The sequence below is a fragment of the Bradyrhizobium sp. BLXBL-01 genome, assembly GCF_051853025.1.
Taxonomy (GTDB): Bacteria; Pseudomonadota; Alphaproteobacteria; order Rhizobiales; family Xanthobacteraceae; genus Bradyrhizobium.
Genome location: NZ_CP182471.1, coordinates 340357 through 365932 on the forward strand (window position 1 = coordinate 340357; position 25576 = coordinate 365932).

General features: G+C 65.6%; 24 protein-coding genes. 2 read left to right on the forward strand and 22 right to left on the reverse strand.

Features of this window, described 5'->3' with window-relative positions:
* Positions 1 to 198: 198 nt before the first annotated feature.
* The 8 genes from pnp to rimP form a co-directional block, all read right to left on the reverse strand.
* Positions 199 to 2358 carry a polyribonucleotide nucleotidyltransferase gene (gene pnp, locus ACNJYA_RS01625; protein WP_172788572.1) on the reverse strand — a complete coding sequence of 720 codons (2160 nt, stop codon included), beginning with the start codon at positions 2356 to 2358 and terminating at the stop codon, positions 199 to 201.
* 378 nt (positions 2359 to 2736) lie between these two features.
* On the reverse strand, positions 2737 to 3006 hold the full coding sequence (rpsO, locus tag ACNJYA_RS01630; RefSeq protein WP_008540131.1) for a 30S ribosomal protein S15: 270 nt from the start codon (positions 3004 to 3006) through the stop codon (positions 2737 to 2739).
* Between the two features lie 2 nt (positions 3007 to 3008).
* Positions 3009 to 4118 carry a tRNA pseudouridine(55) synthase TruB gene (gene truB / locus ACNJYA_RS01635; protein ID WP_212257699.1) on the reverse strand — a complete coding sequence of 370 codons (1110 nt, stop codon included), beginning with the start codon at positions 4116 to 4118 and terminating at the stop codon, positions 3009 to 3011.
* Positions 4115 to 4546 (reverse strand): 30S ribosome-binding factor RbfA, encoded by a 432-nt coding sequence (gene rbfA, locus ACNJYA_RS01640; RefSeq protein WP_025032909.1) that lies wholly within the window; start codon positions 4544 to 4546, stop codon positions 4115 to 4117. The genes truB and rbfA overlap by 4 nt, the downstream gene beginning before the upstream one ends.
* Before the next feature lie 156 nt (positions 4547 to 4702).
* On the reverse strand, positions 4703 to 7408 hold the full coding sequence (infB, locus tag ACNJYA_RS01645) for a translation initiation factor IF-2 (RefSeq protein WP_439401912.1): 2706 nt from the start codon (positions 7406 to 7408) through the stop codon (positions 4703 to 4705).
* Between the two features lie 70 nt (positions 7409 to 7478).
* Positions 7479 to 8162 (reverse strand): RNA-binding protein, encoded by a 684-nt coding sequence (locus ACNJYA_RS01650; protein WP_439401913.1) that lies wholly within the window; start codon positions 8160 to 8162, stop codon positions 7479 to 7481.
* 23 nt (positions 8163 to 8185) lie between these two features.
* Positions 8186 to 9796, reverse strand: a complete 1611-nt coding sequence (nusA, locus tag ACNJYA_RS01655; protein ID WP_439401914.1) for a transcription termination factor NusA — start codon at positions 9794 to 9796, stop codon at positions 8186 to 8188.
* Positions 9797 to 9798: 2 nt separating this feature from the next.
* A complete protein-coding gene (gene rimP, locus ACNJYA_RS01660; protein WP_172789359.1) occupies positions 9799 to 10554 on the reverse strand; it encodes a ribosome maturation factor RimP in 756 nt (251 codons plus the stop codon).
* Positions 10555 to 10912: 358 nt separating this feature from the next.
* Between rimP and ACNJYA_RS01665 the strand changes: the two genes are divergently transcribed.
* Complete coding sequence (locus ACNJYA_RS01665) at positions 10913 to 11995, forward strand: DUF2336 domain-containing protein (protein WP_439401915.1); 1083 nt, start codon at positions 10913 to 10915, stop codon at positions 11993 to 11995.
* 126 nt (positions 11996 to 12121) lie between these two features.
* Here ACNJYA_RS01665 and trmB read toward each other — a convergent pair whose 3' ends face one another.
* From trmB to ACNJYA_RS01730, 13 genes are all read right to left on the reverse strand, one after another.
* Complete coding sequence (trmB, locus tag ACNJYA_RS01670) at positions 12122 to 12835, reverse strand: tRNA (guanosine(46)-N7)-methyltransferase TrmB (RefSeq protein ID WP_439401916.1); 714 nt, start codon at positions 12833 to 12835, stop codon at positions 12122 to 12124.
* On the reverse strand, positions 12832 to 13989 hold the full coding sequence (locus ACNJYA_RS01675) for a M20 family metallopeptidase (protein WP_439401917.1): 1158 nt from the start codon (positions 13987 to 13989) through the stop codon (positions 12832 to 12834). Before ACNJYA_RS01675 ends, trmB begins: the two co-directional genes overlap by 4 nt.
* Positions 13990 to 14075: 86 nt before the next feature.
* On the reverse strand, positions 14076 to 14489 hold the full coding sequence (locus ACNJYA_RS01680) for a helix-turn-helix domain-containing protein (RefSeq protein WP_018319423.1): 414 nt from the start codon (positions 14487 to 14489) through the stop codon (positions 14076 to 14078).
* 218 nt (positions 14490 to 14707) lie between these two features.
* On the reverse strand, positions 14708 to 16321 hold the full coding sequence (gene lnt / locus ACNJYA_RS01685; protein ID WP_439401918.1) for an apolipoprotein N-acyltransferase: 1614 nt from the start codon (positions 16319 to 16321) through the stop codon (positions 14708 to 14710).
* Positions 16318 to 17436, reverse strand: coding sequence for a hemolysin family protein (locus ACNJYA_RS01690; RefSeq protein WP_439401919.1), 1119 nt, complete (start codon positions 17434 to 17436; stop codon positions 16318 to 16320). The genes lnt and ACNJYA_RS01690 overlap by 4 nt, the downstream gene beginning before the upstream one ends.
* Before the next feature lies 1 nt (position 17437).
* The gene (gene ybeY / locus ACNJYA_RS01695) at positions 17438 to 17947 is read right to left on the reverse strand and encodes an rRNA maturation RNase YbeY (protein WP_439401920.1); all 510 of its coding nucleotides are present in this window, start codon (positions 17945 to 17947) and stop codon (positions 17438 to 17440) included.
* 59 nt (positions 17948 to 18006) lie between these two features.
* Positions 18007 to 19002 carry a PhoH family protein gene (locus tag ACNJYA_RS01700; RefSeq protein WP_025032898.1) on the reverse strand — a complete coding sequence of 332 codons (996 nt, stop codon included), beginning with the start codon at positions 19000 to 19002 and terminating at the stop codon, positions 18007 to 18009.
* 64 nt (positions 19003 to 19066) lie between these two features.
* Positions 19067 to 20461: a tRNA (N6-isopentenyl adenosine(37)-C2)-methylthiotransferase MiaB gene (gene miaB, locus ACNJYA_RS01705; RefSeq protein WP_439401921.1), complete on the reverse strand. Its 1395-nt coding sequence runs from the start codon at positions 20459 to 20461 to the stop codon at positions 19067 to 19069.
* Positions 20462 to 20651: 190 nt separating this feature from the next.
* A complete protein-coding gene (locus ACNJYA_RS01710; RefSeq protein WP_439401922.1) occupies positions 20652 to 21332 on the reverse strand; it encodes an HAD family hydrolase in 681 nt (226 codons plus the stop codon).
* Positions 21333 to 21384: 52 nt separating this feature from the next.
* Positions 21385 to 21840 carry a Fur family transcriptional regulator gene (locus tag ACNJYA_RS01715; protein ID WP_172789368.1) on the reverse strand — a complete coding sequence of 152 codons (456 nt, stop codon included), beginning with the start codon at positions 21838 to 21840 and terminating at the stop codon, positions 21385 to 21387.
* Between the two features lie 38 nt (positions 21841 to 21878).
* Complete coding sequence (gene rimI / locus ACNJYA_RS01720) at positions 21879 to 22364, reverse strand: ribosomal protein S18-alanine N-acetyltransferase (RefSeq protein ID WP_172789369.1); 486 nt, start codon at positions 22362 to 22364, stop codon at positions 21879 to 21881.
* The gene (gene tsaB, locus ACNJYA_RS01725; RefSeq protein WP_271510418.1) at positions 22361 to 23056 is read right to left on the reverse strand and encodes a tRNA (adenosine(37)-N6)-threonylcarbamoyltransferase complex dimerization subunit type 1 TsaB; all 696 of its coding nucleotides are present in this window, start codon (positions 23054 to 23056) and stop codon (positions 22361 to 22363) included. Before tsaB ends, rimI begins: the two co-directional genes overlap by 4 nt.
* A gap of 161 nt (positions 23057 to 23217) precedes the next feature.
* Positions 23218 to 23859, reverse strand: a complete 642-nt coding sequence (locus ACNJYA_RS01730) for a carbonic anhydrase (RefSeq protein ID WP_172789371.1) — start codon at positions 23857 to 23859, stop codon at positions 23218 to 23220.
* Between the two features lie 105 nt (positions 23860 to 23964).
* Here ACNJYA_RS01730 and ACNJYA_RS01735 point away from each other — a divergent pair, with 105 nt between their 5' ends.
* Positions 23965 to 24846 (forward strand): HpcH/HpaI aldolase/citrate lyase family protein, encoded by an 882-nt coding sequence (locus ACNJYA_RS01735; RefSeq protein WP_260381562.1) that lies wholly within the window; start codon positions 23965 to 23967, stop codon positions 24844 to 24846.
* 57 nt (positions 24847 to 24903) lie between these two features.
* On the opposite strand, the gene ACNJYA_RS01740 is transcribed toward ACNJYA_RS01735, so the two are convergent.
* Positions 24904 to 25536: a hypothetical protein gene (locus tag ACNJYA_RS01740; RefSeq protein WP_439401923.1), complete on the reverse strand. Its 633-nt coding sequence runs from the start codon at positions 25534 to 25536 to the stop codon at positions 24904 to 24906.
* Positions 25537 to 25576 lie beyond the last annotated feature (40 nt).

A 25576-nucleotide genomic window follows, 5' to 3' on the forward strand; every position in this document is an offset into this window, starting at 1 on the left:
ATAGGGAGAGGTTGGCGCGCAGCGCCGGGTGAGGGGTTCTACTCTCTCGTGGGACCAAACCCCCTCACCCGATTGCTTCGCAAATCGACCTCTCCCCGCTGGGGAGAGGTGAAGAGCAGCGCGCTGACGGATCGAGACCACCAACAAAAAGGGCGGCCTTTCGGCCGCCCTTCGTTTTTTGCTTTGTCGCGAGAGGCCTTACTCGCCGGCTGCTTCGCGCGGGGCCTTCTCGCCTTCGGCCTTGTCCTTGCCCTCGAGGTCCTCGCCGGTGGTCTGGTCGACCACTTTCATCGACAGGCGGGTCTTGCCGCGATCGTCGAAGCCGAGCAGCTTGACCTTGACCTTGTCGCCTTCCTTGACGACGTCGGAGGTCTTCTGCACGCGGCTGGCCGCGAGCTGGCTGATGTGGACGAGGCCGTCCTTGGAGCCGAAGAAGTTCACGAAGGCGCCGAACTCCATCACCTTGACGACGGTGCCGTCGTAGATCTGGCCGACTTCCGGATCGGACGCGATCGACTTGATCCACTTGATCGCGGCCTTCATCGCCTCGCCGTCAGAGGAGGCGACCTTCACGGTGCCGTCGTCCTCGATGTTGACCTTGGCGCCGGTCTTCTCGACGATCTCGCGGATCACCTTGCCGCCGGTGCCGATCACTTCGCGGATCTTGTCGGTGGCGATCTTGAAGGTCTCGATGCGCGGCGCGTATTCGCCGAGCTCGGCGCGGGCCGCGGTGAGGGCCTTGGCCATCTCGCCGAGGATATGGATGCGGCCGTCCTTGGCCTGGGCCAGCGCCACCTTCATGATCTCTTCGGTGATGCCCTCGATCTTGATGTCCATCTGGAGCGAGGTGATGCCCTGTTCCGTGCCGGCGACCTTGAAGTCCATGTCGCCGAGATGGTCCTCGTCGCCGAGGATGTCCGAGAGAACCGCAAAGCGCTTGTCCTCGAGGATCAGGCCCATCGCGATGCCCGCGGTGGGCCGCTTCAGCGGCACGCCCGCATCCATCAGCGCCAGCGAGGCGCCGCAGACCGAAGCCATCGAGGACGAGCCGTTCGACTCGGTGATCTCCGACACCACGCGCGTGGTGTAGGGGAATTCATGGTGCGGCGGCAGCACCGGACGAATCGCGCGCCAGGCCAGCTTGCCGTGGCCGATCTCGCGGCGCTTGGTGCCACCGAGGCGGCCGGTCTCGCCGACCGAGTAGGGCGGGAAGTTGTAATGCAGCAGGAACGTTTCCTTGTACGTCCCGGACAGCGCGTCGATGTACTGCTCGTCCTCGCCGGTGCCGAGCGTGGTCACGACCATCGCCTGGGTCTCGCCGCGGGTGAACAGCGCCGAGCCGTGGGCGCGCGGCAGCACGCCGACCTCGGCGACGATGTTGCGCACCGTCTTGCTATCGCGGCCGTCGATGCGCTTGCCGGTGTCGAGGATGTTCCAGCGAACGATCTTGGCTTCCAGCTCCTTGAACACGCCGGCGATGCGCAGCTTGTCGTATTGCGGCTCCTGCCCTTCGGGGAAGTAATGGGCCATCACCTTTTCCTTGACCTTGCCGACCGCGGCGTAGCGATCCTGCTTGACCGGAATGGCGTAGGCGGCGCGCAGCTCCTGCTCGACCAGGCCGAGCATTTCCTTCTCGAGCGCGGCATTGTCGATGACGGTGACTTCGCGCGGCTCCTTGGCAGCCTTCTCGGCGAGATCGATGATGGCGTTGATCACCGGCTGGAAGTGGCGGTGACCGAACATCACGGCGCCGAGCATGATGTCTTCGTTCAGTTCCTTGGCTTCCGATTCCACCATCAGCACGGCGTCGGCGGTGCCGGCGACGACGAGGTCGAGCTGGGTGTCGACCATCTCGTCGAGCGTCGGGTTGAGAATGAATTCGTCATTGGCGAAGCCGACGCGGGCCGCGCCGATCGGGCCCTTGAAGGGGGCGCCGGACAGCGTCAGCGCGGCGGAGGCCGCGACCATCGCCACGATGTCGGGATCGTTCTCCATGTCGTGCGACAGCACGGTGACGATCACCTGGGTCTCGTTGCGCCAGCCATCGACGAACAGCGGGCGGATCGGACGGTCGATCAGGCGGGAGACCAGCGTCTCCTTCTCGGTCGGACGGCCTTCGCGCTTGAAATAGCCGCCGGGAATGCGGCCCGCGGCGTAGGCCTTTTCCTGGTAGTCGACGGTCAGCGGCAGGAAGTCGACGCCTTCGCGCGGCGCCTTCGCCGCGACGACGGTGGCGAGCACCACGGTCTCGCCATAGGTGGCGACGACGGCACCGTCGGCCTGGCGGGCGATCTTGCCGGTTTCGAGCTTGAGTGGGCGTCCGCCCCAGTCGATCTCGACTGAATGCTTATTGAACATAGAGGTCTTCTTTCATGGGTTCTCGAAAGAAGGGACGGCTCTCGAAAAACAAAAACCATGCGCAAGATTGCGGGACGCTGATCGGCGCGGATGATCAGCGTCCTGCGATCCTGCCATGGTTTTTGGATGTCGGATGGCGTCCATCCTTTCGGGTCATACGGGCGCCTTGCCCGTTGTGCCCAGCCGCCGGATTGCTGCTGGACTGTCAGTCGGCACGAATGCGAACACCGAACCGCGGTCCTCGCCCTTCATGCCCGGATGCTCGCCCTCAACGGCTTGCGTCCGATGTGCGCGCAACCTCGATCAAAAAGCTTGAAATAAGCGCTTTCGTTCGAAACCACGTGCGAAAACGCGCGCCGGTGGCGCGCGCAGGAACTCTTAACGACGAATATTGTGCTTCTCGAGCAGCGCCTTGTAGCGTGCCTCGTCCTTCTTCTTGAGATAGTCGAGGAGCGAGCGGCGGGTCGAGACCAGCTTCAAGAGGCCGCGACGCGAATGGTTGTCCTTCACGTGGGTCTTGAAATGGTTGGTGAGGTTGTTGATGCGTTCCGACAGGATCGCGACCTGAACCTCGGGCGAGCCGGTGTCGCCGGCCTTGGTGGCATTCGTCTTGATGACTTCCGCTTTGCGTTCTGCGGCAATCGACATCGTCAATTTCTCTCGTTGCGACCGGGGCTGGCAGTCAGGCCGGTCAGGTTGAACACACGCTTGGGGATGATTTCGCCATTGCCAACTTCGGCAAGCGCCAAAAGACGGCCTGCCACCGTGACATAGACTGTGCCGCTACAAGTGGGCGCATCCCGTCCGCGCAACAAAACGGCCTGGCCCCGATGGAGCCTTGCCGCATCAGCCCGAGTGACGGCCAGTGCCGGGATGTCGTCCAGCGCGGTCTCAACGGGCAAAAGCGCGTCGGCGAGGCTGCCCTCGCCGGACGCGGCTCTATCGCACAAAGCCTCCAACTGATCCAGCGGAATCATGTCGTTTTCGCCAAATGGGCCGACCAGGGTCCGCCGGAGCGCGCAGATATGGCCGTAAGTGCCGAGAATCCGGCCCATATCGCGAGCCAGCGCCCGCACATAGGTGCCCTTGCCGCATTCGGCCTCGAACACGGCCCGGTCGTTATCCGGTTGATCTACAAGGGTTAAATGGTGAATCTCGACCGGGCGGGGGGCCAGCTCCACGACCTCGCCGTCGCGGGCGAGGTCATAGGCGCGCTCGCCCTGGACCTTGATCGCCGAATAGCGCGGCGGGACCTGCTCGATCACCCCGGTGAAGCGGGGCAGCAGAGCGAGGATGGCCTCCCGGCTCGGGCGCTGGTCCGAGGTCGCGGTCACCCGGCCCTCGATGTCGTCGGTGTCGCGCTCCTCGCCCCAGCAGACCGTGAAGCGGTAGCGCTTGCGGCCGTCCATCACGAAGGGGACGGTCTTGGTGGCCTCACCGAGCGCGATCGGCAAGCCCCCCGAGGCGAGCGGATCGAGCGTGCCGGCGTGTCCGGCGCGCTTGGCGTTGAACAGCCGCTTGAGCACGGCGACCGCCTGGGTCGAGGTCATGCCGATCGGCTTGTCGAGCACGACCCAGCCATGGACGTCGCGGCGGTCGCGGCGGACCTGGTTGCCCTTCTGCTGCCTGGCGCGCGGATCGTTGTTGACGCGGCGCGGCTCCTGATGCGGCTGAGAATTCTCCGCGAAATTGTTGTTCTGCACGTCGCGCTGGTCGGTGTCGTTGCCGCCGATCGTGCCGTGAGCGGGGTCCATGGTCATTGCTCTTCTTCCCGATCCGAATCCGGATCCTGTTCCAAATCCTTCTGCACCGCAGGCGTTCGCAAAAGCTTCTCGATCCGTTCCGCTTCGTCGAATCGTTCGTCGACGCGGAAGCGAATGTCAGGTGCAAATTTCAGGTTAACGCGCCGCGCGACCTCGCCGCGCAGGAACTTCTTGTTGCGTTCGAGCGCAGCGATCACGATCTCGGTGTCGCGGCCACCGAGCGGCATCACATAGACTGTCGCGAGCTTCAGGTCGGGCGACATCCGTACCTCCGGCACGGTGATGATGTGACCTTCGAGGTCGGCATCATGCACATTGCCTTGCGCCAGAATCTCGGCCATCGCGTGGCGAACCTGCTCGCCGACGCGCAACTGTCGCTGCGAGCCGCCGGGCGCGGAACTCTTCTTCTGATGATGCCGTGGCATTTTTTCGAAAATCACCTCGTCATGCCCGCATCCGCGACACGGGCATTGCCATTTGTCCTGTTGAAACGAAGAGGGGTGGATGGCCGGAAAAATCCGGCCATCGCACTCCCGCAATCTCAGTTCAAAAAGATCCGAACGCTTCGGTAAGATTTGGACTTACAGGGAGCGCTGGATCGTCTCCACGCGATAACACTCGATCACGTCACCGGCACGCATGTCGTGATAGTTCTCGAAGGCCATGCCGCATTCCTGGCCGGACTGGACTTCCTTCACTTCGTCCTTGAAGCGCTTCAGCGTCGACAGCTTGCCTTCGTGCACGACGACGTTGTCGCGGATCAGGCGCACATTGGCGCCGCGTTCCACGGTACCGTCGGTGACGCGGCAGCCGGCGACCTTGCCGACCTTGGAGATGTTGAAGATCTCCAGGATCTCGGCATTGCCCAGCATGGTTTCGCGCAAGGTCGGCGCGAGCAGGCCGCTCATCGCCTTCTTCACGTCGTCCACGAGGTCGTAGATGATGTTGTAGTAGCGGATCTCGATGCCGTTGCGCTTGGCGGCCGCAGCGGCCTCCTTGTTGGCACGAACCGAGAAGCCGATGATCGCGGCGTTGAAGCCTTCGGCCAGCGTCACGTCGGATTCCGAGATGCCGCCGACGCCGGCATGCAGGATGCGGGCGGCGACTTCGTCGGTGCCGAGCTTCTCCAGCGAGCCGAGGATGGCTTCCAGCGAACCCTGCACGTCGGCCTTGACGATCAGCGGGAATTCCTTGCGGCCCGCCGTCTTCAATTGCGACATCATCTGCTCGAGCGAGCCGCGCATGCCGGAGATCGAGGCTGCCGCGTTCTCGCGCTTCTGGTGCGCGCGGTAGCTGGTGACCTGGCGGGCGCGGGCTTCGTTCTCGACCACCGCGAGACGATCGCCGGCCTCGGGCGGGCCGTTGAAGCCGAGCACTTCGACCGGCACCGAGGGGCCGGCCTCCTGCACGGTCTCGCCCTGATCGGAGATCAGCGCGCGGACGCGGCCCATTTCGGCACCGGCGACGATGATGTCACCGACGCGGAGCGTGCCGCGCTGGACCAGCACGGTGGCGACCGGACCACGGCCGCGATCGAGCTTGGCCTCGATCACGGTGCCTTCGGCGGGACGCTCCGAATTGGTCTTCAGGTCGAGGATTTCGGCCTGCAGCGCGATCATCTCGAGCAGCTTGTCGAGATTGGTCTTGTTCTTGGCGGACACCTCGACGTCGACGACTTCGCCGCCGAAGGATTCCACCTGCACCTCGTGCTGGAGCAGCTCGGTGCGCACGCGCTCGGGCTTGGCATCGGGCTTGTCGATCTTGTTGATGGCAACGATGATCGGCACGCCTGCCGCCTTGGCGTGATTGATGGCTTCGACCGTCTGCGGCATCACGCCATCATCGGCCGCGACCACCAGCACGACGATGTCGGTGACCTTGGCGCCGCGGGCGCGCATCGCGGTGAACGCGGCGTGGCCGGGCGTGTCGATAAAGGTGATCTTCTTGCCGGTTTCAGGCGATGTCACCTGATAGGCGCCGATGTGCTGGGTGATGCCGCCGGCTTCGCCGGAGACCACGTTGGCGTGGCGTAGCGCATCGAGCAGCGAGGTCTTGCCGTGATCGACGTGACCCATGACGGTCACCACGGGCGAACGGGTCTCGGCGTCGGTCGAATCGTCGGTAGCGTCGAACAGACCTTCCTCGACGTCGGACGCGGCAACGCGCTTGACGGTGTGGCCGAGCTCTTCGGCGATCAGCTGCGCGGTGTCGGCATCGATCACGTCGGTGATCTTGTGCATCGCGCCCTGCTTCATCAGCATGCGGATGACATCGACCGCGCGCTCGGCCATGCGGTTGGCGAGCTCCTGGATGGTGATCGCTTCCGGAATGACCACCTCGCGGATGAGCTTTTCCTTGGGCTCATTCGAGGCGTGGCCCTTCAGGCGCTGGGTGCGGCGGCGGAACGAGGCGATCGAGCGCTCGCGCACTTCGTCGGCATTGAGCGCGGTGACGACGGTCAGGCGCCCGCGCTCCTTCTGCGGGCCGGGCTTGTGGGTGGGCTTGGGGGCTACCACGGGACGCGCGGCGCCGCCGGGGCCGCGGCGGATCTGGCGCGGTGCCTCGTCATCGTCAGCCTCGGCCGCAACGGCGGGGCCGCGGCCAGCCGGTCCACCCGGACGCTGCGCGGTCGTCGTTGCGGGACGCGCCGTCGTGGTTCCCGGACGCGCCGTGGTGGTGGTTCCAGGCCGGGACGCAGGCGCACCGGGGCGCGGAGCGCCGGCGGCCGGTGTTGCGGTCGCGGGGCGCGCGGCGGATGGCTGCTCACCCTCGCCGAAACGCTTCTTGGCCTCGGTCTCAGCCTTGCGCTTGGCTTCGTCCTCGTGACGGTGGCGCTCTTCCTCGGCCTTGCGGCGGGATTCGGCGGCTTCGCGCTCGGCGCGCTCGGCGGCCTCACGGGCGGAGCGGCGCTGGGCCTCTTCCTCGGCCTGGCGGCGTTCCTCGACTTCGCGCAGCTTGGCGTCCGCCAGCGCGCTGGCACGGGCCGAACGCTCGTCCTCGGTAAGGGTGCGCAGCACCACGCCGGAACCGGCGTTGCGGGGCGGGGGCGGAGCGGGACGGGACGGCGCGGCGGGGGCGGCCGGCGCGGGCTTTGCCGTCACCTCAGGCGCGTGCGGCTCGGGTCCGTCGCCAATGCGGCGCTTGCCGCGCTTCTCGACCACGACCTGCTTGCTGCGGCCATGGCTGAAGCTCTGGCGCACGGTGCCCGTTTCGACGCGCGGCTTGAGCGATAGCGTCTTGCTCGGAACGCTCAGCTTCTTGTCGCCAGGGGTCTTGGTATCAACCATTCAGCAGTCCTAATCCTGATTTATCAGTGTTGTGCGTTGCCGCACCATCCAATTGGGTCGTCGTTGTCTCTCAGAAATCCTGGCCGGGTTTTTCGGCAGTCTTGTCGTCGTCCGCCATCCGGTATCGGACCAGGATCTGGCTACGTGACAGGAATGACTTGCTCGCCGGGCCCGCGAGCAGGGCAGCATGTATCACATTTGACCGGGTCAGTGCCAAATCCAATTCTAACGATTTCAGAGCGGTAACGACGGGAATCTGCGCCTTAGCACCGCGATTCCCGGCATTCTGGCGCGCCAGCATGTCCAATTTGCGGATTCCGTCCGCGGCCCCGTCGCTGGCATGGATCAGGACCTCGACCGTCCCTTCCCGAAGGGCGCTCTCGACCTTGCCGAAGCCGGCCACGACCTGGCCCGCCTTGGCGGCGATCCCAAGGGCTTCGGTCATGCTCCGGACCAGGAGCGCCTCGATGTCGGCGGGAAGCGTCTGAGGGATGCGCAGCTCGCGCTTGAAGGCTTTGCTGAATTGGTGACGCCGCACCGCTTCCGCAACCGTCTTGCGTGAGGCGGTGAGCCACATCCCGCGTCCGGGCAGCTTGCGCTTGAGATCGGGAACTATTTGTCCGTCAGGCGATGCGACGAAGCGGATCAGCTCGTCGATCGGCCGGACCTCGCGGCTGACCGCGCACATGCGCATGGTCGCGGACCTTTCGGTCCGCGGGCCATGGTCAAGTTCGAGGTCGGAATCTGCAAGCATCCGGGCGACATTCTCCTTTGCCCTTAAGCCGGCTGATCTTCGGTCACCTCGGCCTCCTCGGCAGGCTTGGCGAGATCGGCCTCGGTGATCCAGCCGGCCTTGACGCGGGCCTGCATGATCATCGCTTCGGCGTCGTCACGGGAGATGTCGATGCCGTCGAGCGCACCGGCGTGCTTGGTCGGCTCGCTGCCTTCCTTGCGCTCGGTCCATCCGACCAGATCGTCGGTGGCGCAGCCGGCGAGGTCCTCGACGCTCTTGATGTCGTTCTCGCCGAACTTCACCAGCATCTTCGAGGTGACGCCGGGCACGTCCTTGAGCGCGTCCTCGACGCCGAGCTCCTTGCGCCTCGCCTCGAGCTCGGCCTCCTGCTGCTCCAGATATTCGCGGGCGCGGTTCTGCAGCTCCTGCGCGGTCTCCTCGTCGAAGCCCTCGATGCCGGCGAGCTCCTTGACGTCTACCATCGCGAGCTCCTCGACCGAGGTGAAGCCTTCGGACGCCAGCAGCTGGCCGACCACCTCGTCGACGTTGAGCGATTCCATGAAGACGCGGGTGGAGTTCTCGAAGTCGGCCTGGCGGCGCTCCGATTCCTCCTGCTCGGTCAGGATGTCGATGTCCCAGCCGGTGAGCTGCGAGGCCAGGCGCACGTTCTGGCCGCGGCGGCCGATCGCCAGCGAGAGCTGGTTGTTGGTGTCGGGCACCACGACCTCGATACGCTCGCGGTCCTCGTCGATGACGACCTTGGAGACTTCCGCCGGCGCCAGCGCGTTGACCACGAAGGTCGCGATGTCGGGCGACCAGGGAATGATGTCGATCTTCTCGCCCTGCAATTCGTTCACCACGGCCTGCACGCGCGAGCCGCGCATGCCGACGCAGGCGCCGACCGGATCGACCGAGGAATCGCGGGAAATCACGCCGATTTTCGCGCGCGAGCCCGGATCGCGGGCCACCGCCTTGATCTCGACGATGCCGTCATAGATCTCCGGCACTTCCTGCGCGAACAGCTTTGCCATGAACTGCGGATGGGTGCGGGAGAGGAAGATCTGCGGGCCTCTCGTTTCGCGGCGGACGTCGAAGATATAGGCGCGGACGCGGTCGCCGTTGCGGAAGACTTCGCGCGGCAGCATCTCGTCACGGCGGATGATGGCTTCGCCGCGGCCGAGATCGACGATCACGCTGCCATATTCGACGCGCTTGACGACGCCGTTGACGATGTCGCCGATGCGGTCCTTGAATTCCTGATACTGCCGGTCGCGCTCGGCCTCGCGCACCTTCTGCACGATCACCTGCTTGGCCGATTGCGCGGCGATGCGGCCATATTCCAGCGGCGGCAGGGTGTCGGCGATGGTGTCGCCTACTTGCGCGCCCGGATTGGCGCGCTGCGCGTCCACCAGCGAGATCTGGTTGGAGTGATTTTCGACCTTGTCGACCACCAGCATGTGGCGCGACAGCCGCAGCTCGCCCTTCTTCGGGTCGATCTCGGCGTGAACGTCAGTCTCGCTGCCGTAACGGGCGCGCGCCGCCTTGGCGATGGCGTCCTCCATCGCCGCGATGACGATGCCGCGGTCGATCGACTTTTCGCGCGCGACGGCGTCCGCGATCTGAAGCAATTCAAGTCGGTTGGCGCTGACTGCCATGGCTAGTCTCCTTGGTCAGGCTCGATCTCGCCGCGCCGCGCGCGTTCGGCGGCAAGGCGATGTTTCTTCGTGTTGGTCGGGGCCGGCTTCTTCTTCGGCTTGGTGTTCTTGGTGGTCTTCTCGCTGATCTTGGCGTGCGGTGCCTGCGGCGGCTCGAGACCGAGATTGCGCCGCATCTCGCGCGCCTCGGCCTTGCCGCGGCGCATGGATTCGGCGATCAGCTCGTCAGTCAGCACCAGCCGCGCATCGCCGATATCCTCCATGGTCAGGAGAACGTCGGCATCGTCGCCAGCCTTGGCATCGTCGCGATGCAGATGCACGCGGTCGCCCTCGACCGCGCCGAGCGTGCCGCGGAAGCGCTTCCGCCCGTCATGGGCGACCGCCATCTCGATCTTCACCAGATGCCCGGAATAGCGCTCGAAATCGGAGCGGCGCACCAGCGGACGGTCGATCCCCGGCGAGGAGATCTCCAGCCGATAGGCGCGGTCGATGGGATCGGCGACGTCGAGCACGGGCGACAGGGCCCGCGAGATCGCCTCGCAATCCTCAATCTGCATCGAGCCGTCGGGCCGCTCGGCCATGATCTGCACGGTGCAGCCAGCTTCCCCGGAAATGCGGATCCGGACCAGGCGGTAGCCCATGCCCTGGAGCACGGGACCTGCCACCGCGGACACCCGTGCCGCGACGCCGGGCTCGACCACGAGCCGCGGCTCGGCCAGCAATTCGGCATCCGTGGAACCAGGGTTCGGTTCGGTCATGTCCAGGGTCAGGGCGCTCGATGGTTAAGGCTTGGTTACGATTTCAAAGCCCGCTTCGGAACTTTCCCGACAACGCGTCGGGCGCATCTCCCGCCGAGCCGCGTTCAGGTAATAAAAAAGAGCGGGTCCTTTCGGGCCCACTCTCACTACGCGGATCGTATGAGAAGATGAATTGGCGCTGATATAGCGCTTTCTTAACCCACGGACAAGGCCCATTGCAGCGGGAACGGGGCCTTTTTGCGCCCGTCTGCAGGCCCTGCGCAACGCTTCCTTCATCAAGCAGGCCTAGATTTTCCGATTGTGGGGCGGCTTGAACCAAGGGCGCACCCGCGGCGTGCCCCGTTCGAGTTGCGTTTTCATGACCGTTGCCACGTCGCTCATTCCTGGACTGGACGATATCGTCAAGCGCGGCGATCCGCGCCGCCGCGGCGAGATCGCGCGTGCCATCTCTCAATTGTTCTTCCGGGACGCGGACAAGCTCCGCCCCGAGCTGATCGATCTCTTCGACAATCTCCTGATCGATCTCGTCCCCCATGCCGAGCTCGCCTCCCGCGCTGATCTGGCCGAGCGCTTCTCGCGCCTGAACAACGCGCCGGTGCACCTCGTCAATCAGCTCGCGCGCGAGAACGAGATCATGGTGGCCGGCCCCGTGCTGCGCCGCTCGCCCGTGCTCGACGATGCGGCTCTGGTCGAGATCGCGCGCTTGAAGGGCCAGGGCCATCTGCTGGCGATGACGGAGCGTCCCGCTTTGTCACCCGCCGTCACCGACGTGCTGGTCGAGCGCGGCGATCGCGACGTGGTGCGGCGTGCCGCCGCCAATGCCGGTGCGGTGTTCTCGCCAGGCAGCTATTCCGAGATGATCAAGCGCGCGGCGCAGGACGGCGTGCTGACGCTCAAGATCGGTCAGCGCAACGACCTTTCCGGCGAGCAATTGAAGCAGCTGCTGGACGGGACGCTCGACGTCATCCGCCGTCGTCTCTCCACCGTGGTCAATCCCGCGCGCCAGGTCGAGATCAAGCGCGCGATGGCCGCGATCGAGGAGGCCGCGCTGCCGCCGGGCCCGCGCCGCGATTTCTCCGCGGCACAACGCACGGTGCTGACCTTGAATCGCGAGGGCCATCTCGGCGAGAGCGCGCTGCTCGGTTTCGCCAAGGCGCACAAATACGAGGAATCGGTCGCCGCGCTGTCGGCGATGTCGGGCGTTCGCCTCCAGGTCCTCGACCGCCTGATCTCGGGCGACCGCTACGATCCGCTGCTGATCCTGGGCCGCGTGCTGAACCTCGGCTGGCCCACGGTGCGCGCGCTCATCCTGCTCTGGTACGGCTCGAACCGCACGCCGGCCGATGCCGACATCGAGACCGCGCGCGTGAACTTCACGCGCCTGATGCCGACGACCGCCGAGCGCGTCGTGAATTTCTGGCGCAACCGGCAGACGATTTAGTTCCGCGCGTCGTCATTGCGAGCGCAGCGAAGCAATCCAGAAATCTCTCCGAGCAGGCACTCTGGATTGCTTCGTTCGCCAGCGCAAATTGCTTTGCAATTTATCGCGGGCTCCTCGCAATGACGGCTAATCGACCCGCCTGAACCGCAAATACGCCGCCTTGCGCCCTTCGCGCGCGGCCTTTCGGCCGTAGCGCGTCATGGTGTAGCCCGGCCATGGCTGCCGGAAATCGTCGGCGCGTTCGGCGAGCCAGACGAAATCAGGCGAGCGCGCAAGATGCGACAGCGTCCAGGCGCAGTAATCGTCGATGTCGCAGACGAAACGGAATTCACCATTCGGCCTGAGCACGCGCGCCATTGCCGCGATGGTGCGGTCCTGGACGAAGCGCCGCTTCCAGTGTCGCCGCTTCGGCCAGGGATCGGGATGGATCAAATCGATCCGCGACAGCGACTCCCGGGGCAGCCAGGCGAGCAGCTCGGCGGCATCGCCCGCGAACAGGCGGATATTGCCGATGTTGGCCGCCTCGATCTGCGCGAGGATCTTGGCCGTGCCGTTGACATAGGGCTCGCAGCCGATGAAGCCGGTGGCGGGAAAGTTTTGCGCCTCGGCCGCGAGATGCTCGCCGCCGCCGAAGCCGATCTCGAGCCTGATCTCGTCGGCTGCGGGATCGAAGATGTCGCGGGCGTCCGCCGGCGCCTCACCCTCGATATCGAGCGCAAGATGCGGCAGCAGCTGCTCGATCAACCCGGCCTGGTGTTGCCTGAGCTTGTGGCCCTTGCGGCGCCCGAAGAAGGCGCGCTCGCTGTCGTCGCGATCGGGGGTTGACTTGCGTTCGCTCATCGCAGCGTCTGATAAAGGCGATGGAGCAGCCGCGCGCGTGGTGCCAGTGAGGAGACATAGAGCTGCTCGTAATGGGTGTGCGCGCCCTTGCCGTCGACGCCGAGCCCGTCGAGAGTCGCGGTGTGCGGCGCGGTGAAGTTGCCGTCCGAGCCGCCGCCGGTATGGGTGTCGATCAGCTCGAAGCCGATTTCGCCGGCGAGCGTCTTGGCATGCTCGTACAGCGAGGCGCCTGCATTGCTCTTCTCGTAAGGCGGCCGGTTGAGCTCGCCGGTGACCATGACGGTGACGCCGTCGGTCTTCGATCGCAGCCCGAGGATCTTGCCGACGAACTCGTCCGCGTCCTTGAGGCTCACCACGCGCAGATCGACTTCCGCATAGGCATCCTCGGGCGTGACGTTGGGACGCGTGCCGCCGCGCACCACGCCGACATTGACGGTGACGCCGCGCGCCAGATCGTTCATCCCTTCCAGCGCCAGGATGACGTTGCCGAGCTCGCGGACGGCGCTGCGGCCGTCTTCGGGTCGCGAGCCGGCATGCGCGGGCACGCCCTTGATGAAAACCCGGAAGCGACCGACGCCCTTGCGTCCGGTGACGATCTTGCCGCCGTCGCGCGCCGGCTCGGTCACCAGCACATATTTGGCCTTGCGCCCTTCCTTTTCGATCAGCGCGCGCGACGTCGGGCTGCCGATCTCCTCGTCGGAGGTGAACAGATGCGTGATGCCGAGCGGCGAGCGATCGCCCGTCGCGCAAAGCGCGCGGAAGGCGTGATGGGCGATGTAGGCGCCGCCCTTCATGTCGTAGATGCCCGGGCCGAACGCGACGTCGCCTTCGACCTTGAACGGCAGGCGCTCGATGAAGCCCATGGGATGGACGGTATCGAGGTGGCTCAGCACCAGGATGCCCGGCTGCTCCTGCCCCCAATTCGTGCGCGCCACGAGATGATCGCCGCAGCCGTCCGTGCCGGCGATGCGCTCGAGCGTGACGGGCAGGTCGCGGTACTGCTCCGCGACCACGGAGACCAGCTTGTTGACCTGTTCAGGTGCTTCCGTCGGCGTCTCGATCTCCACCCAGCGGCGGATGCCATCGAGAATAGTTTGTGAATCGAACCAATTGGAGTCGGTCATGGGCGCATCTGTGCCTTTGAATCGCATCATCGCAGCGGACGCGCATCAAAGCGCGGTCGTAAATGACGACATAGGCCAGATTTGATGCAGTCTCAAATCGCCGTGGAGATGGCGATTCAGCGCTTGTCGGGGCCTTCGCGGGCCGCGATCTGCTCGACCAGATCGACGATCGAGCGGCGCATCTTCGAATCCGTGATTCGCGTGAACGCCTTGGTCAAGGCGAGCCCTTCGGAGGTCGCGAGAAAGTCCGAGACGTAAGAGGGCGAGGCGCCCTCGCTGAAGCCATCCGGACCCGGCACGCCGCTCGGGCCGCCCTCGAACAGGAAGGACACCGGCACCTGCAGAATCTCGGCGATCTGCTGGATGCGGCTCGCGCCGACCCGGTTGGTGCCCTTCTCGTATTTCTGAATCTGCTGGAAAGTCAGGCCCAAAGCTTCACCGAGCTTTTCCTGGCTCATGCCCAACATGATGCGGCGCATGCGCACGCGACTGCCGACATATTTGTCAACAGGGTTGGGCGCTTTCGACATTTCCTCAGCCCTCCAAACACCACCTTCGGCGCAATGATCAAGCATGCCTCGGGTGCAACATCGCAAAATCAAACCCTGTTATTGGGAAACATTGCGGAGAAATTTAGCAACGCACCACTGTCTTTTGCAGCCGGTGCAGAATGGGGAGCCCGCGTGCAGTCTGTCAACCGTGGGACTACGGTTGTCAAAGGATTCCGGCCGCTGCGGCGGCGGCGCGATCAGGGCTGGCGTTTGCCGATTCGTCGGCGGACCGCCAACAGCACGGCCACCGCGACGAGCATCGCTGCGGGCACATCACCCACCCGTGCATAAACGGTCGGTGGGATCGCCGTCGGCAGATTTGCATCCAGAATGCCCTCGATGCCGAGACCGAGGCTCGCCACCGTGCGGCCGACCGGATCGATCACTGCGGAGATGCCGGTATTGGCCGAGCGGACCAGCGGCAATCCGAGCTCGATCGCGCGCATCCGCGACTGCTCCAGGTGCTGGTAGGGACCGGTCGAGATGCCGAACCAGCCGTCATTGGTGAGGTTCACGATCCAGCCCGGACGTTCGTTGCGTGCGGCCACTTCGTCGGGAAAGATCGCCTCGTAACAGATCAGCGGCAGCGCCGGCGGCGCGCCGGCAACGGGGAGCGCATGCCGCACGGTCCCTGGAATGAAGCCGCCGCGCACACGCGTCAGTTGCTCGAAACCGAGCTTCTCCATCAACGACTGGTAGGGAAGAAATTCTCCGAACGGGACCAGGTGCAGCTTGTCGTACACGGCGAGCACGCTGCCGTCGTGATCGATCACGTAGATCGAGTTGTAGGCGCGCGTGATCGGCGTGCCCCGCGGCAGGTCAGGCGCACGGACCGATCCCGTGATCAGCACCGTGCCCTTCGGCAAGAGATCGGCGATTTGCGCCATCACGTCGGCTTCGCGCGTCAGGAAGAACGGAAAGGCGGATTCCGGCCAGATCAGGATGGTGGCATCGCGCACGCCGGTCGATTGCGGGCCGGAGGCGCGGTCCGACAGCGCGAGGTACTTCTTCATTACCTCCGGCTTGGCGGCGTAGTTGAATTTCGCGTCCTGCTGCAGGTTGGGCTGCATCAGCCGCAGCATGGCGCCCGCCACCATCGTGGTCGGATGCAGCGCCAGGCGGATCGCGCCGAAGATGCTCATGACAACCAGGAGCGCGAGCGCCGCGGCCGGCACCCGCCATTGCAGGCGCCGATCGGGCGTGCGGTCGATCAGCGTCGCCGGGCTCGCGAAGATCGCGACCGTCAGGAACGTCATGCCCCACAGGCCGATCAGCGAGGCCGTCTGCGCCAGCGGCAATGGCTCGGAGAGGGCATAGCCGAACGCGTTCCAGGGAAAGCCGGTCAGCGCATGACCGCGCAGCCATTCGCTGATGGTGAGGCTCGCCGCGAGCGCCAGCACGCGCGTGGCGTTCTTGCTCCAGAGCAGCCGCGCCAGCGCAAAGCCGATCGCCGTGAAGATCGCAAGATAGGCCGGCAGGCCCAGCACCGCGAACGGCGTCAGCCAGGCGAATATGTCGGCTTCGACGAAGAAGGCATAGCCGATCCAGTAGAGGCCGGGCACGAAATAGCCGAGCCCGAACCAGTAGCCGGTCAAGGCCGCCGCGGGCACGCCGCCATAGCGGCCGGCCCCGGCGCCGTCGATCAGCCAGACCAGCACCGGGAAGGTGACGAACAGCACCGGAAAGAGGTTGAACGGCGCCAGCGCCAGCACCGACAGCGCGCCGGCCGCCATGGCGACGATGGCGCGCTGCCATCCCCAGGTGAGGATGATGGCCAGCGCAATTTGCCGAAGGCGCTGCGATGGGCTCACTGCGGGCCGGTCCCGTCGCTCGGCGGCGGCGTGGGCGTGTCGCTGGCCGGCGCTTGTCCGCTCTCCGGCGCGGCTTCACGGCGCCGGCTTTCGCGCTGGGTGCGGGGCGCCGGGCGCTCCTTCCGCGTCCCGATGCGCAGCCGCTTGACGCGGCGCGGATCGGCATCGAGCACCTCGACCTCGTAATTGCCGGGGCCCGAGATCACCTCGCCGCGCACCGGCAGGCGCCCCACGAAGCTGACGAGATAGCCGCCCAGCGTCTCCACCTCCTCGCCGGCCTCGCCGGTGACGAAGTCTTCGCCGATCACCGAGCGGACGTCGTCGAGGCTGGCGCGGGCGTCGGCGATGAAGGCGTTGTCGGGCAGGCGCACGATCGAGGGCGGCTCGTCGCTGTCGTGCTCGTCGTCGATCTCGCCGACGATCTGCTCGACGATGTCCTCGATCGAGACCAGCCCGTCGCTGCCGCCATATTCGTCGACCACCAGCGCCAGATGGATGCGCGAGGCCTGCATCTGCGCGAGCAGGTCGATCGCCCGCATCGACGGCGGCACGTAGAGCAGCTTGCGAATGATGTGCGCCTCGTGAAGCGGCAGCGCGAGATCCACCGCGCGCAAGTCGAGCCCGGCCGGCAGCGGCTTCTTGCGCTTGGTCTTGGTGGCTTCCGACACGCGGGCACGCGCGGTCATGAAAGCGAGCAGGTCGCGGATGTGGACGATGCCGACGGGATCGTCGAGCGTCTCGTCGAAGACGACGAGGCGGGAATGGCCGGCGCTTTCGAAGCGGTCCATCAATTCGCCGAGCGGGATGTCGCGCTTCACCGCGATGATGTCGGCGCGATGCACCATGACGTCGGCGATGCGGCGCTCGTGCAGGCCGAGGATGTTGCGCAGCATGGTGCGCTCGACCGCGGAGAAGCCGGTGTCGTCGGGCGTCGAGGCGTCGAGCACGACCTGGAGGTCATCGCGCACCGACCCCGCCTTCCAGCCGAACAGCGTGCGGATGGCGCGCAGCAGCCAGCTATCGGCGGTCGGGCGCAGTACCTCGCCCGGCGTCACCACGGCCGGCAGATTGGCCATGGTGCGCGGATTGTCGTGGGTAGGCTCGGAATCCGGCATCTCAGTGCGTCCCCGGGCGGTCGGCATAGGGATCGGGGATGCCGAGATGAGCGAGGATCTCCGTTTCGAGCGCTTCCATCTCCTCGGCGTCGCTCTCGTTCTCGTGGTCGTAGCCGATTAGGTGCAGGAAGCCGTGCACGGCGAGGTGGCTCAAATGATGGTCGAACGGCTTGTGTTCCGCGTCGGCCTCGCGCCGCATGGTCTCGTAGGCGATCGCGATGTCGCCGAGCATGCGCGGCGCATCGCCCGGCTTCCAGGCGCCCTCCGGCTGCAGCGCGGGAAACGATAGCACGTTGGTCGGCTTGTCGATGCCGCGCCAGTTGCTGTTGAGCGTGCGGATGCCGGCATCATCGGTCAGCATCACGGCCACTTCCGCGTCGGCAACGTCCTCGTCGACGCTCTCGGCGGCAGCCGCCACCGCGCGCTGGATCACGGCTTCGGAATCGGGCTCGCGCTGCCAGCAATCGGCGACGACGAGGACCTCGGTCATGGGAAGGTTGGAATGGGACATTGTGTTGTCTCGGACGAAAGGCGCCGAGCTCGCGCCCTCTTGGGTCCGGTGTTGCCTCGTCAGGACTGACCGGTGGCCGGCCGCTGCGGCGGCCCTTCGTAGGCGGCGACGATCCGCGCCACCAGCTCGTGGCGGATCACGTCCTCGGCCTTGAAATGAACCTGGGCGATGCCCTCGACGCCGCTCAAGAGGCGGGTCGCCTCGGCCAGGCCCGAGGTCTGGCCGTTCGGCAGGTCGATCTGCGAGGGATCGCCCGTCACGATCATGCGGCTGTTCTCGCCGAGACGGGTCAGGAACATCTTCATCTGCATCGACGTGGTGTTCTGGGCCTCGTCCAGGATGATGGCGGCGTTGGTCAGCGTGCGGCCGCGCATGAAGGCGAGCGGCGCGATCTCGATCTCGCCGGTCTGCAGCGCGCGCTCGACGATCCGCGCATCCATGAGGTCGTAGAGCGCATCGTAGATCGGTCGCAGATACGGATCGACCTTCTCGCGGAGATCGCCAGGCAAAAAGCCGAGCCGCTCGCCGGCTTCCACCGCCGGACGCGACAGGATGATCTTGTCGACCTCCTTGCGCTCGAACAGCTGCGCGGCGTGCGCGACGGCGAGCCAGGTCTTGCCGGTGCCGGCGGGGCCGATGCCGAACACCAGCTCGTGGCGCTTCAGCGCGCGGATGTAGGAGTCTTGCGCAGCGGTACGCGCCCGCACCGGGCGCTTGCGTAAGTTGATGCTGTCGAAGGTGGACTTGGCCGATTTGGCGTCGAACTCGAACAGCGAGCCCTGCGCGATCACGGCGCGGATCGCGCCTTCGACCTCGCCCTGGTCGAGGTCCTGTCCCTTCACTGCCTGCGCGTAGAGCATCTCCAGCACCCGGCGCGCGGCGTCGCAGCCGTCGCGGGTGCCGCCGATGGTGATGTGGTTGCCCTTGGAATCGACCACCACGCCAAGCCGCCGCTCGATTTGCGCGAGGTGCTGGCCGTAGGGGCCGACCAGCGCGGAAGCGGCGCGGTTGTCGTCGAAGTCGATGACGACCTGGGTCTCGGGCGGAACTTGCATGTCGCGGTCAAATTTGCGGCTGGGAGCGAACGAAGACGAATCCGATGCGCTTTTGGGCAAGGGTTCAGGCTCCACTGGCTTGCGATAAAGCGGGCTCGCGCACCTTGCGCGGCGTCACGAGCTCGCCGAGAAAACTGTAGCGCTCGAGGCTGTCGATCCTGACGGGCAGGATCTGTCCGATGATGTCGATTGGTGCCATCACATGGGCGGGCTGGAGGTAGGCGGTGCGGCCGACGATCTGGCCCTGCTTGCGCGCCGGACGCTCGAACAGCACGTCGACCGTTGAGCCAATCGCGGCCTTGTTGAAGGCCGATTGCTGGCTGTCGATCAGTTCCTGGAGCCGCTCCAATCGCTGGTCCATCTCGGCGGGGGACACCGTCTCCTGCATGTCCGCGGCCGGCGTTCCCGGCCGGGCGGAGTATTTGAACGAATAGGCCGCAGCGTAACCGATTTGCGTGACAAGCGCGAGGGTGGCGAGAAAATCTTGCTCGCTCTCCCCGGGGAAGCCGACGATGAAATCGGATGAAAAAGCAATGTCTTGGCGTGCAGACCGGAAACGGTCGATGACCCGCCGGTAATCATCGGCGGTATGTTTGCGGTTCATGGCCGCCAAAATGCGGTCCGAGCCCGACTGCACCGGCAGGTGCACGAACGGCATCAAGGCGCCGAGGTCGCGGTGGGCTGCAATCAGGCTGTCGTCGACGTCGCGGGGATGGCTGGTCGAGTAACGCAGCCGCGCGATGCCGGGAATCGCCGCCAGATGTGCGAGCAGCCGGCCGAGCGGCCAGGTTTTTCCGTCCGGCCCCTCGCCGTGATAGGCGTTGACGTTCTGCCCGATCAGCGTGAGCTCGCGCACGCCGTTGTCGGCAAGGCGCTTCACGTCGTCGACGATCTTCGCCACGGGCCGGGAGACTTCGGCGCCGCGCGTATAGGGCACCACGCAGAAGGTGCAGAACTTGTCGCAACCTTCCTGCACCGTGACGAAGGCGGAAATGCCGCGCGCGCGGATCGCGTCGGGCTTCGGCCGGGCCAGGAAGCCGAACTTGTCGGCGGCGGGAAACTCGGTCTCGATCGCGCGGCCTTCGCCCTCGGCGCGCTTCAACAGCTCCGGCAGATGATGATAGCTCTGCGGACCCACCACGACGTCGACGACAGGCGCGCGGCGCACGATCTCCTCGCCCTCGGCCTGCGCCACACAGCCGGCAACCGCGATTTTCATCGCGCGGCCCGCACGCGCGGCCTCGTCCTTGGCGACGCGCAGGCGGCCGAGCTCGGAATAGACCTTCTCCGAGGCCTTCTCGCGGATATGGCAGGTGTTGAGGATGACGAGGTCGGCATCCTCCGCGCTCGCCGTCTCCACGAATCCTTCCGGGGCCAGCGTGTCCACCATGCGCTGGGCATCGTAGACGTTCATCTGGCAGCCATATGATTTGATGTGCAGCTTGCGCGGCGGCGTCATGGAACCCGAAATGGAGGTGGAGGACGGCCCTCAGATATAGGCTGGAGGGCCGAAAATCCAGCGAATGCGGCCTCTTTCGGCCCGTCATTCCGGGGCGCGCGCCGGCGCGAACCCGGAATCCAGAGGTTTTGGCGCGATTCTGGGTTCACGCGCGGCGCGCGTGTCCCGGAATGACGATCCGGGGCAACAATCAACCCGCCAGAGCGTCCGCCTCGACCCGCCGAACCAGGTCCGGCAACTGATGCATGTCGGCAAAAGTTAAGTCGGCGCCGGCTTGGCGCAGGGTCTCGGCATGGCCGCTCCCGCAATGGCTGCCCCCGTAAAAGCCGAACACTTTCATACCGGCCGCCCGCGCGCCGGCGATGCCGGCCAGGCTGTCCTCGATCACGACGCAGCGCTCGGGCGGGACGCCCATTTCCTTGGCCGCGAACAGGAACAGGTCAGGCGCCGGCTTGCCGTTCTTGACCTGCGAGGCCGAGAAGATATTTGGCGCGAGACGCTCATAAAGCCCCGTGCTTCCGAGACTCACCTGCATGCGCGGATGCGAGCCGCTGGAGGCGACGCAGACGCGCTGGCTGACGACATCCAGCACATCATGGATGCCGCGGATCGCTTCCAGGTCGGCTTCGAACGAACGAAAAAGCTCGTCCTGGAGATCACCGTGATAGGCCTCGGGCAGCTTGCGGCCGAGCTCGGTTTCGATCTCGAGATTGGCCTGTTTTGTCGAGCGGCCAAGGAAGCGCGCGAACACCTGCTCCGATGTGATCGGATAGCCGTGCCGGGTCAGCACGTCAGCGTGCGCGCGACAGGAGATCACCTCGCTGTCCACGAGCACGCCGTCGCAATCGAAGATAATGAGATCGATGGGCACTAAGGCATGACCCGGAATAGTGTGAAGCGGTTTTCCGACAAGGTCATGCCAATCAAGACGTCGGCTTGTCGTCGTCGAGCGGGACGCAATAGAGCTCGAGCCGGTGATCGACCAGACGATAGCCGAGCTTGCGGGCGATCTCGGCCTGGAGCTTCTCGATCTCTTCGGAGGTGAACTCGATCACCTTGCCGTCGCGCAGATTGATGAGGTGGTCGTGATGGCTGTCGCGCATCTGCTCGTAGCGCGCGCGGCCTTCGCGGAAATCGTGGCGCTCGATGATGCCGGCGTCCTCGAACAGTTTCACGGTGCGGTAGACCGTCGAGATCGAGATCTTGTCGTCGACCGCAACGCAGCGCCGGTACAGTTCCTCGACGTCGGGATGATCGATCGCTTCGGCCAGCACGCGGGCGATGACGCGGCGCTGCTCGGTCATGCGCATGCCCGTGGCGGCGCAGCGCGCCTCGATATCGGACGCCTTGGATGCAGGAGAATGTTTCAGTGTGGTCATAGCGTTGTCTGCCTGGCGGGCGCTTTCTGCCACCGATGTTACGCCAAGTCGCGTCGCATCAGAAGGGCGTTCAATTGTTCCCCGTTGGGCTGCTTATAGTAGCGATCGCGGCGCCCGACCACCACGAATCCAGCTCGATCGTAAAGCCGCCGCGCCGGCTGGTTATTTTCCTCCACTTCCAGAAATATCGTGCGCACGCCGCGCCCGGCGAGGTGGCCGAGATGGGTCATCAGCAGCGTACGGGAGAGGCCGCGGCCGCGATAAGCCCCGTCCACTGCAACCGAGAGAATTTCCGCTTCGTCCGCCCCGATCCGCGACACCGCAAAGCCGACCGTCTTGCGGCCGAGACGCAAGCGATGCACCAGCGTGTTGCGCTCGCTCATCATGCTCTCGAACTCGCCTTCGCCCCAGCCATGCGCGAAGGCGGCGCCGTGCAGCTGCGCGAGCCGCGCGGCATCGCGCATGGTCGCGGGCTCGACGGCGGCCGTGCCGCCGCGCCACCACTCCGACAGCCATCCCATCATGAGGTCGCGGCTTGTGCTGCGCGCGGCGTCTGTGCCGCCGGCTTGGCGTCGGGCGCTTTCAGATAGAACGGCCGCGCCGGATTGGTGTCGGGATTGGCCGCCGCGCCGAGCCAGGCGATCCAGCTGATGTCGGGCGCGGGCTGCGCGTCGACCGCAACGGGCTGCGGTCCGTCCTTCGGCCAGCGATCGGCGAGAATATTGGCGGCATTGCCGACCAGATGCGGCGCGCCGAATTGCGAGGCCGCGATCGCCGCGTCGATCGCGGCGACACAGGGGCGCACCAGCTGGCTGCCGTCGCCGGCGACGATCTGGAAATAGACGTGATCGTGCCGCGCATCGATCGCGGAGATCACCGGCGCCGTTCCGCTCTGGCCGACGACACCGGCGGCATAGGCCGACAGCGTCGTCAGCCCGACCGCCGGCCGTTTCGCCGCCAGCGCAAGGCCCCGCGCCGCCGAGATGCCGACGCGCAGGCCGGTGAAGCTGCCGGGCCCGACGGTGACGGCGATGCGGTCGAGCGAGGTGAAGGCGAGGCTGGCCCTCTGCATCACGCGCGCGATCATCGGCATCAGCGCCTCGGCATGGCCACGCTTCATGAGCTGCGATTCCCGGGCGAGGAGCTCGCCGGCGTCGGTATCGAGAACGGCGGCCGCGCAGGCTTCGAGCGCAGTATCGATGGCAAGGATCAGCATGAAACAGCAAACGGCGAGTGGCGAATGGAGAGCACTCTAGCGAACCAGGCGCCTGTCCGCCATTCATCACGCACGATTTGCAGGCCCCCGATATGCGCCATTTCGCAAGGAGGGCAAGCGCGCGCCTTGCGGCCAAGCCGCTCTGCCCACCGGCGAGCGGGCTATGCCGCGCGCGCGTTCCTGAATTCCTTGGCCGCCTTGTCCAGCACGAACAGCGATCCCTCCGCCACGCCGAAATAGGCGCCGTGGGTCTGCATCTGGCCGCTCTCCACGGCCTTGCGCACGAACGGGAAGGTCATCAGGTTTTCCAGGCTGCGGAACACGGCGGCCTTCTCGATGCGCTCGACGAATTGCGCCATGGTCTCGTGCTCGCGCTGCTCGACCACCTCGCCCGGCTTGATGAACATCTGCATCCATTTGCCGATGAAGTCGCCGGGCGTCAGCGGCTCGATCTTGTCGACGAAGGCGCGGATGCCGCCGCATTGCGCGTGGCCGAGCACCACGATGTGCTTCACCTTCAGCACCGTCACCGCAAACTCCAGCGCTGCCGAGACGCCGTGCGCGCTTTCGTCGGGCTGATAAGTCGGCACCAGATTGGCGATGTTGCGGACGACGAAGAGCTCGCCCGGCCCCGCGTCGAAGATCACCTCGGGGGAGACCCGGGAGTCGCAGCAGCCGATCACCATGGTCTCAGGCGACTGCCCTTTGACCGAGAGTTCGCGGTAGCGGTTCTGCTCGGTCGGCAGCCGCTGGGTGGCGAAGGCCTTGTAGCCTTCCAGCAATTGCTTCGGGAATGTCGTCATGGCCCATGCCTAATCACATACCGCCAGAGCCGACAAGCCTTTCGAATGGGCAGGCCAAGTGCTATCGCCTGGGGGTCGGACGACAGACCAGGAAGGAACGCCAGCATGACCCGCCCGCGCCGCAGCCATCTGTTCATGCCCGGCTCCAACCCGCGTGCGCTGGAAAAGGCGCGCAATCTCCCCGCCGACGGCCTGATCCTCGACCTCGAGGATTCCGTCGCCCCTGAGGCCAAGGCGGCGGCGCGCGACGGCATTGCGGCGGCGATCGCCGCCAAGGGCTTCGCCAGGCGCGAGATCCTGATCCGGACCAACGGCCTCGACTCGCCCTGGTGGGCAGATGACGTCGCCATGGCCGCCAAGGCTTCGCCGGACGGCATCCTGGTTCCAAAAGTCTCGAGCGTCGAAGATCTCGAGGTGATCGGCCGCAAGCTGGCCGAGCTCGGCGCCGCGCCGACCGTCAAGGTCTGGGCCATGATCGAGACCGCGCGCGCCGTGCTGCATGCCGAGGAACTGGCCGCCGCCGGACGCGATCCATCGAGCCGCCTCTCGGGCTTCGTGTTCGGCCCGAACGACATCTCGCGCGAGACGCGGATCAGGATGCTGCCGGGCCGCGCCGCGATGATCCCGATGATCACCCATTGCATCCTGGCGACGCGCGCCCACGGCCTCGAGATCCTCGACGGCCCCTACAGCGACATCGCCAATTCCGACGGTTTCGCCACCGAATGCGCGCAAGGCCGCGACCTCGGCTTCGACGGCAAGACCCTGATCCATCCCTCCCAGATCGACGCCTGCAACGCGATCTTCACTCCGCCGGAGGAGGAAGTCGCCCGCGCGCGGAAAATCATCGCGGCGTTCGAACTGCCTGAGAACGCCTCGCGCGGCGCGATCCGTCTCGACGGCGCGATGGTGGAGCGCCTGCACGCCGACATGGCCCGGCGCACGATTGCGATTGCGGACGCGATCGCGGCGATGGGGAAGGGCTGACAATCGGTCGTGATCTTTTTGCTCTCCGCTGGAGCGAAAGGTCGGGTGTTATCGCGACTAGTCGTAGTCACAACCCACCGGCCTCGGCGTGCGCTTGTTGATCTCCTCGCCAATTGCGGACACGCAGCCAGGCGCGAGCGATCGCGTCAATAGGTCCTGTGGCGCGGGGCAAATTTCTTCGTTGCCCGAGACCAACTTTCCCGCCTTGAACCGACAAGCAAGCTTGGCTGGGTCGGGTTCAAACTCAGACCAAACACGAACGGGGTCGCCGGCTGTCACCTCAGTGTACAAGACAACGAGCCATTTTTCCTTGCTCTGCACCATCAAGAGTTGGCAGCCGGAGTAGTTTGGCCCGATGTCTTTGGCGCGAGGATAGATGCGCAGCACCATGCCGTGATTCGTGTCTTCCCCCGCGTCCGCGGGTGGCTCAACAAGTTCGCAGTTCTTGCCCTGAGGGCGCATTTCTGCGGCTTGACCAACCCCAAACGGTATAAGCAGGAGAAGAGCGAGCGCAACAGCAGTGACTTTCATGACGCCAACAGTCTCTTGCGCCGTTCGACGGCGGCATGGGCAAGATCGCTCAGTATTCTGATGACAGATGCCGGTGTCGGCGGCAAGGGTTGACGCCGGCGAGGCCGGCAAGGGCGGGATCAAACGAATCCCCAGCAGAAAACCTTTGAGCGCCGGCATCTCTTGCGCGCAGACGGCACGAACAAGGTATCGCCGCGCA

Excerpts from the sequence above, each read along its gene's own strand:
- pnp (WP_172788572.1), bottom strand. The coding sequence starts at position 2,358 with ATGTTCAATAAGCATTCAGTCGAGATCGACTGGGGCGGACGCCCACTC.
- rpsO (WP_008540131.1), bottom strand. The coding sequence starts at position 3,006 with ATGTCGATTGCCGCAGAACGCAAAGCGGAAGTCATCAAGACGAATGCC.
- truB (WP_212257699.1), bottom strand. The coding sequence starts at position 4,118 with ATGACCATGGACCCCGCTCACGGCACGATCGGCGGCAACGACACCGAC.
- rbfA (WP_025032909.1), bottom strand. The coding sequence starts at position 4,546 with ATGCCACGGCATCATCAGAAGAAGAGTTCCGCGCCCGGCGGCTCGCAG.
- infB (WP_439401912.1), bottom strand. The coding sequence starts at position 7,408 with ATGGTTGATACCAAGACCCCTGGCGACAAGAAGCTGAGCGTTCCGAGC.
- ACNJYA_RS01650 (WP_439401913.1), bottom strand. The coding sequence starts at position 8,162 with ATGCTTGCAGATTCCGACCTCGAACTTGACCATGGCCCGCGGACCGAA.
- nusA (WP_439401914.1), bottom strand. The coding sequence starts at position 9,796 with ATGGCAGTCAGCGCCAACCGACTTGAATTGCTTCAGATCGCGGACGCC.
- rimP (WP_172789359.1), bottom strand. The coding sequence starts at position 10,554 with ATGACCGAACCGAACCCTGGTTCCACGGATGCCGAATTGCTGGCCGAG.
- ACNJYA_RS01665 (WP_439401915.1), top strand. The coding sequence starts at position 10,913 with ATGACCGTTGCCACGTCGCTCATTCCTGGACTGGACGATATCGTCAAG.
- trmB (WP_439401916.1), bottom strand. The coding sequence starts at position 12,835 with ATGAGCGAACGCAAGTCAACCCCCGATCGCGACGACAGCGAGCGCGCC.
- ACNJYA_RS01675 (WP_439401917.1), bottom strand. The coding sequence starts at position 13,989 with ATGATGCGATTCAAAGGCACAGATGCGCCCATGACCGACTCCAATTGG.
- ACNJYA_RS01680 (WP_018319423.1), bottom strand. The coding sequence starts at position 14,489 with ATGTCGAAAGCGCCCAACCCTGTTGACAAATATGTCGGCAGTCGCGTG.
- ACNJYA_RS01690 (WP_439401919.1), bottom strand. The coding sequence starts at position 17,436 with ATGCCGGATTCCGAGCCTACCCACGACAATCCGCGCACCATGGCCAAT.
- ybeY (WP_439401920.1), bottom strand. The coding sequence starts at position 17,947 with ATGTCCCATTCCAACCTTCCCATGACCGAGGTCCTCGTCGTCGCCGAT.
- ACNJYA_RS01700 (WP_025032898.1), bottom strand. The coding sequence starts at position 19,002 with ATGCAAGTTCCGCCCGAGACCCAGGTCGTCATCGACTTCGACGACAAC.
- miaB (WP_439401921.1), bottom strand. The coding sequence starts at position 20,461 with ATGACGCCGCCGCGCAAGCTGCACATCAAATCATATGGCTGCCAGATG.
- ACNJYA_RS01715 (WP_172789368.1), bottom strand. The coding sequence starts at position 21,840 with ATGACCACACTGAAACATTCTCCTGCATCCAAGGCGTCCGATATCGAG.
- rimI (WP_172789369.1), bottom strand. The coding sequence starts at position 22,364 with ATGATGGGATGGCTGTCGGAGTGGTGGCGCGGCGGCACGGCCGCCGTC.
- tsaB (WP_271510418.1), bottom strand. The coding sequence starts at position 23,056 with ATGCTGATCCTTGCCATCGATACTGCGCTCGAAGCCTGCGCGGCCGCC.
- ACNJYA_RS01730 (WP_172789371.1), bottom strand. The coding sequence starts at position 23,859 with ATGACGACATTCCCGAAGCAATTGCTGGAAGGCTACAAGGCCTTCGCC.
- ACNJYA_RS01735 (WP_260381562.1), top strand. The coding sequence starts at position 23,965 with ATGACCCGCCCGCGCCGCAGCCATCTGTTCATGCCCGGCTCCAACCCG.
- ACNJYA_RS01740 (WP_439401923.1), bottom strand. The coding sequence starts at position 25,536 with ATGCCGGCGCTCAAAGGTTTTCTGCTGGGGATTCGTTTGATCCCGCCC.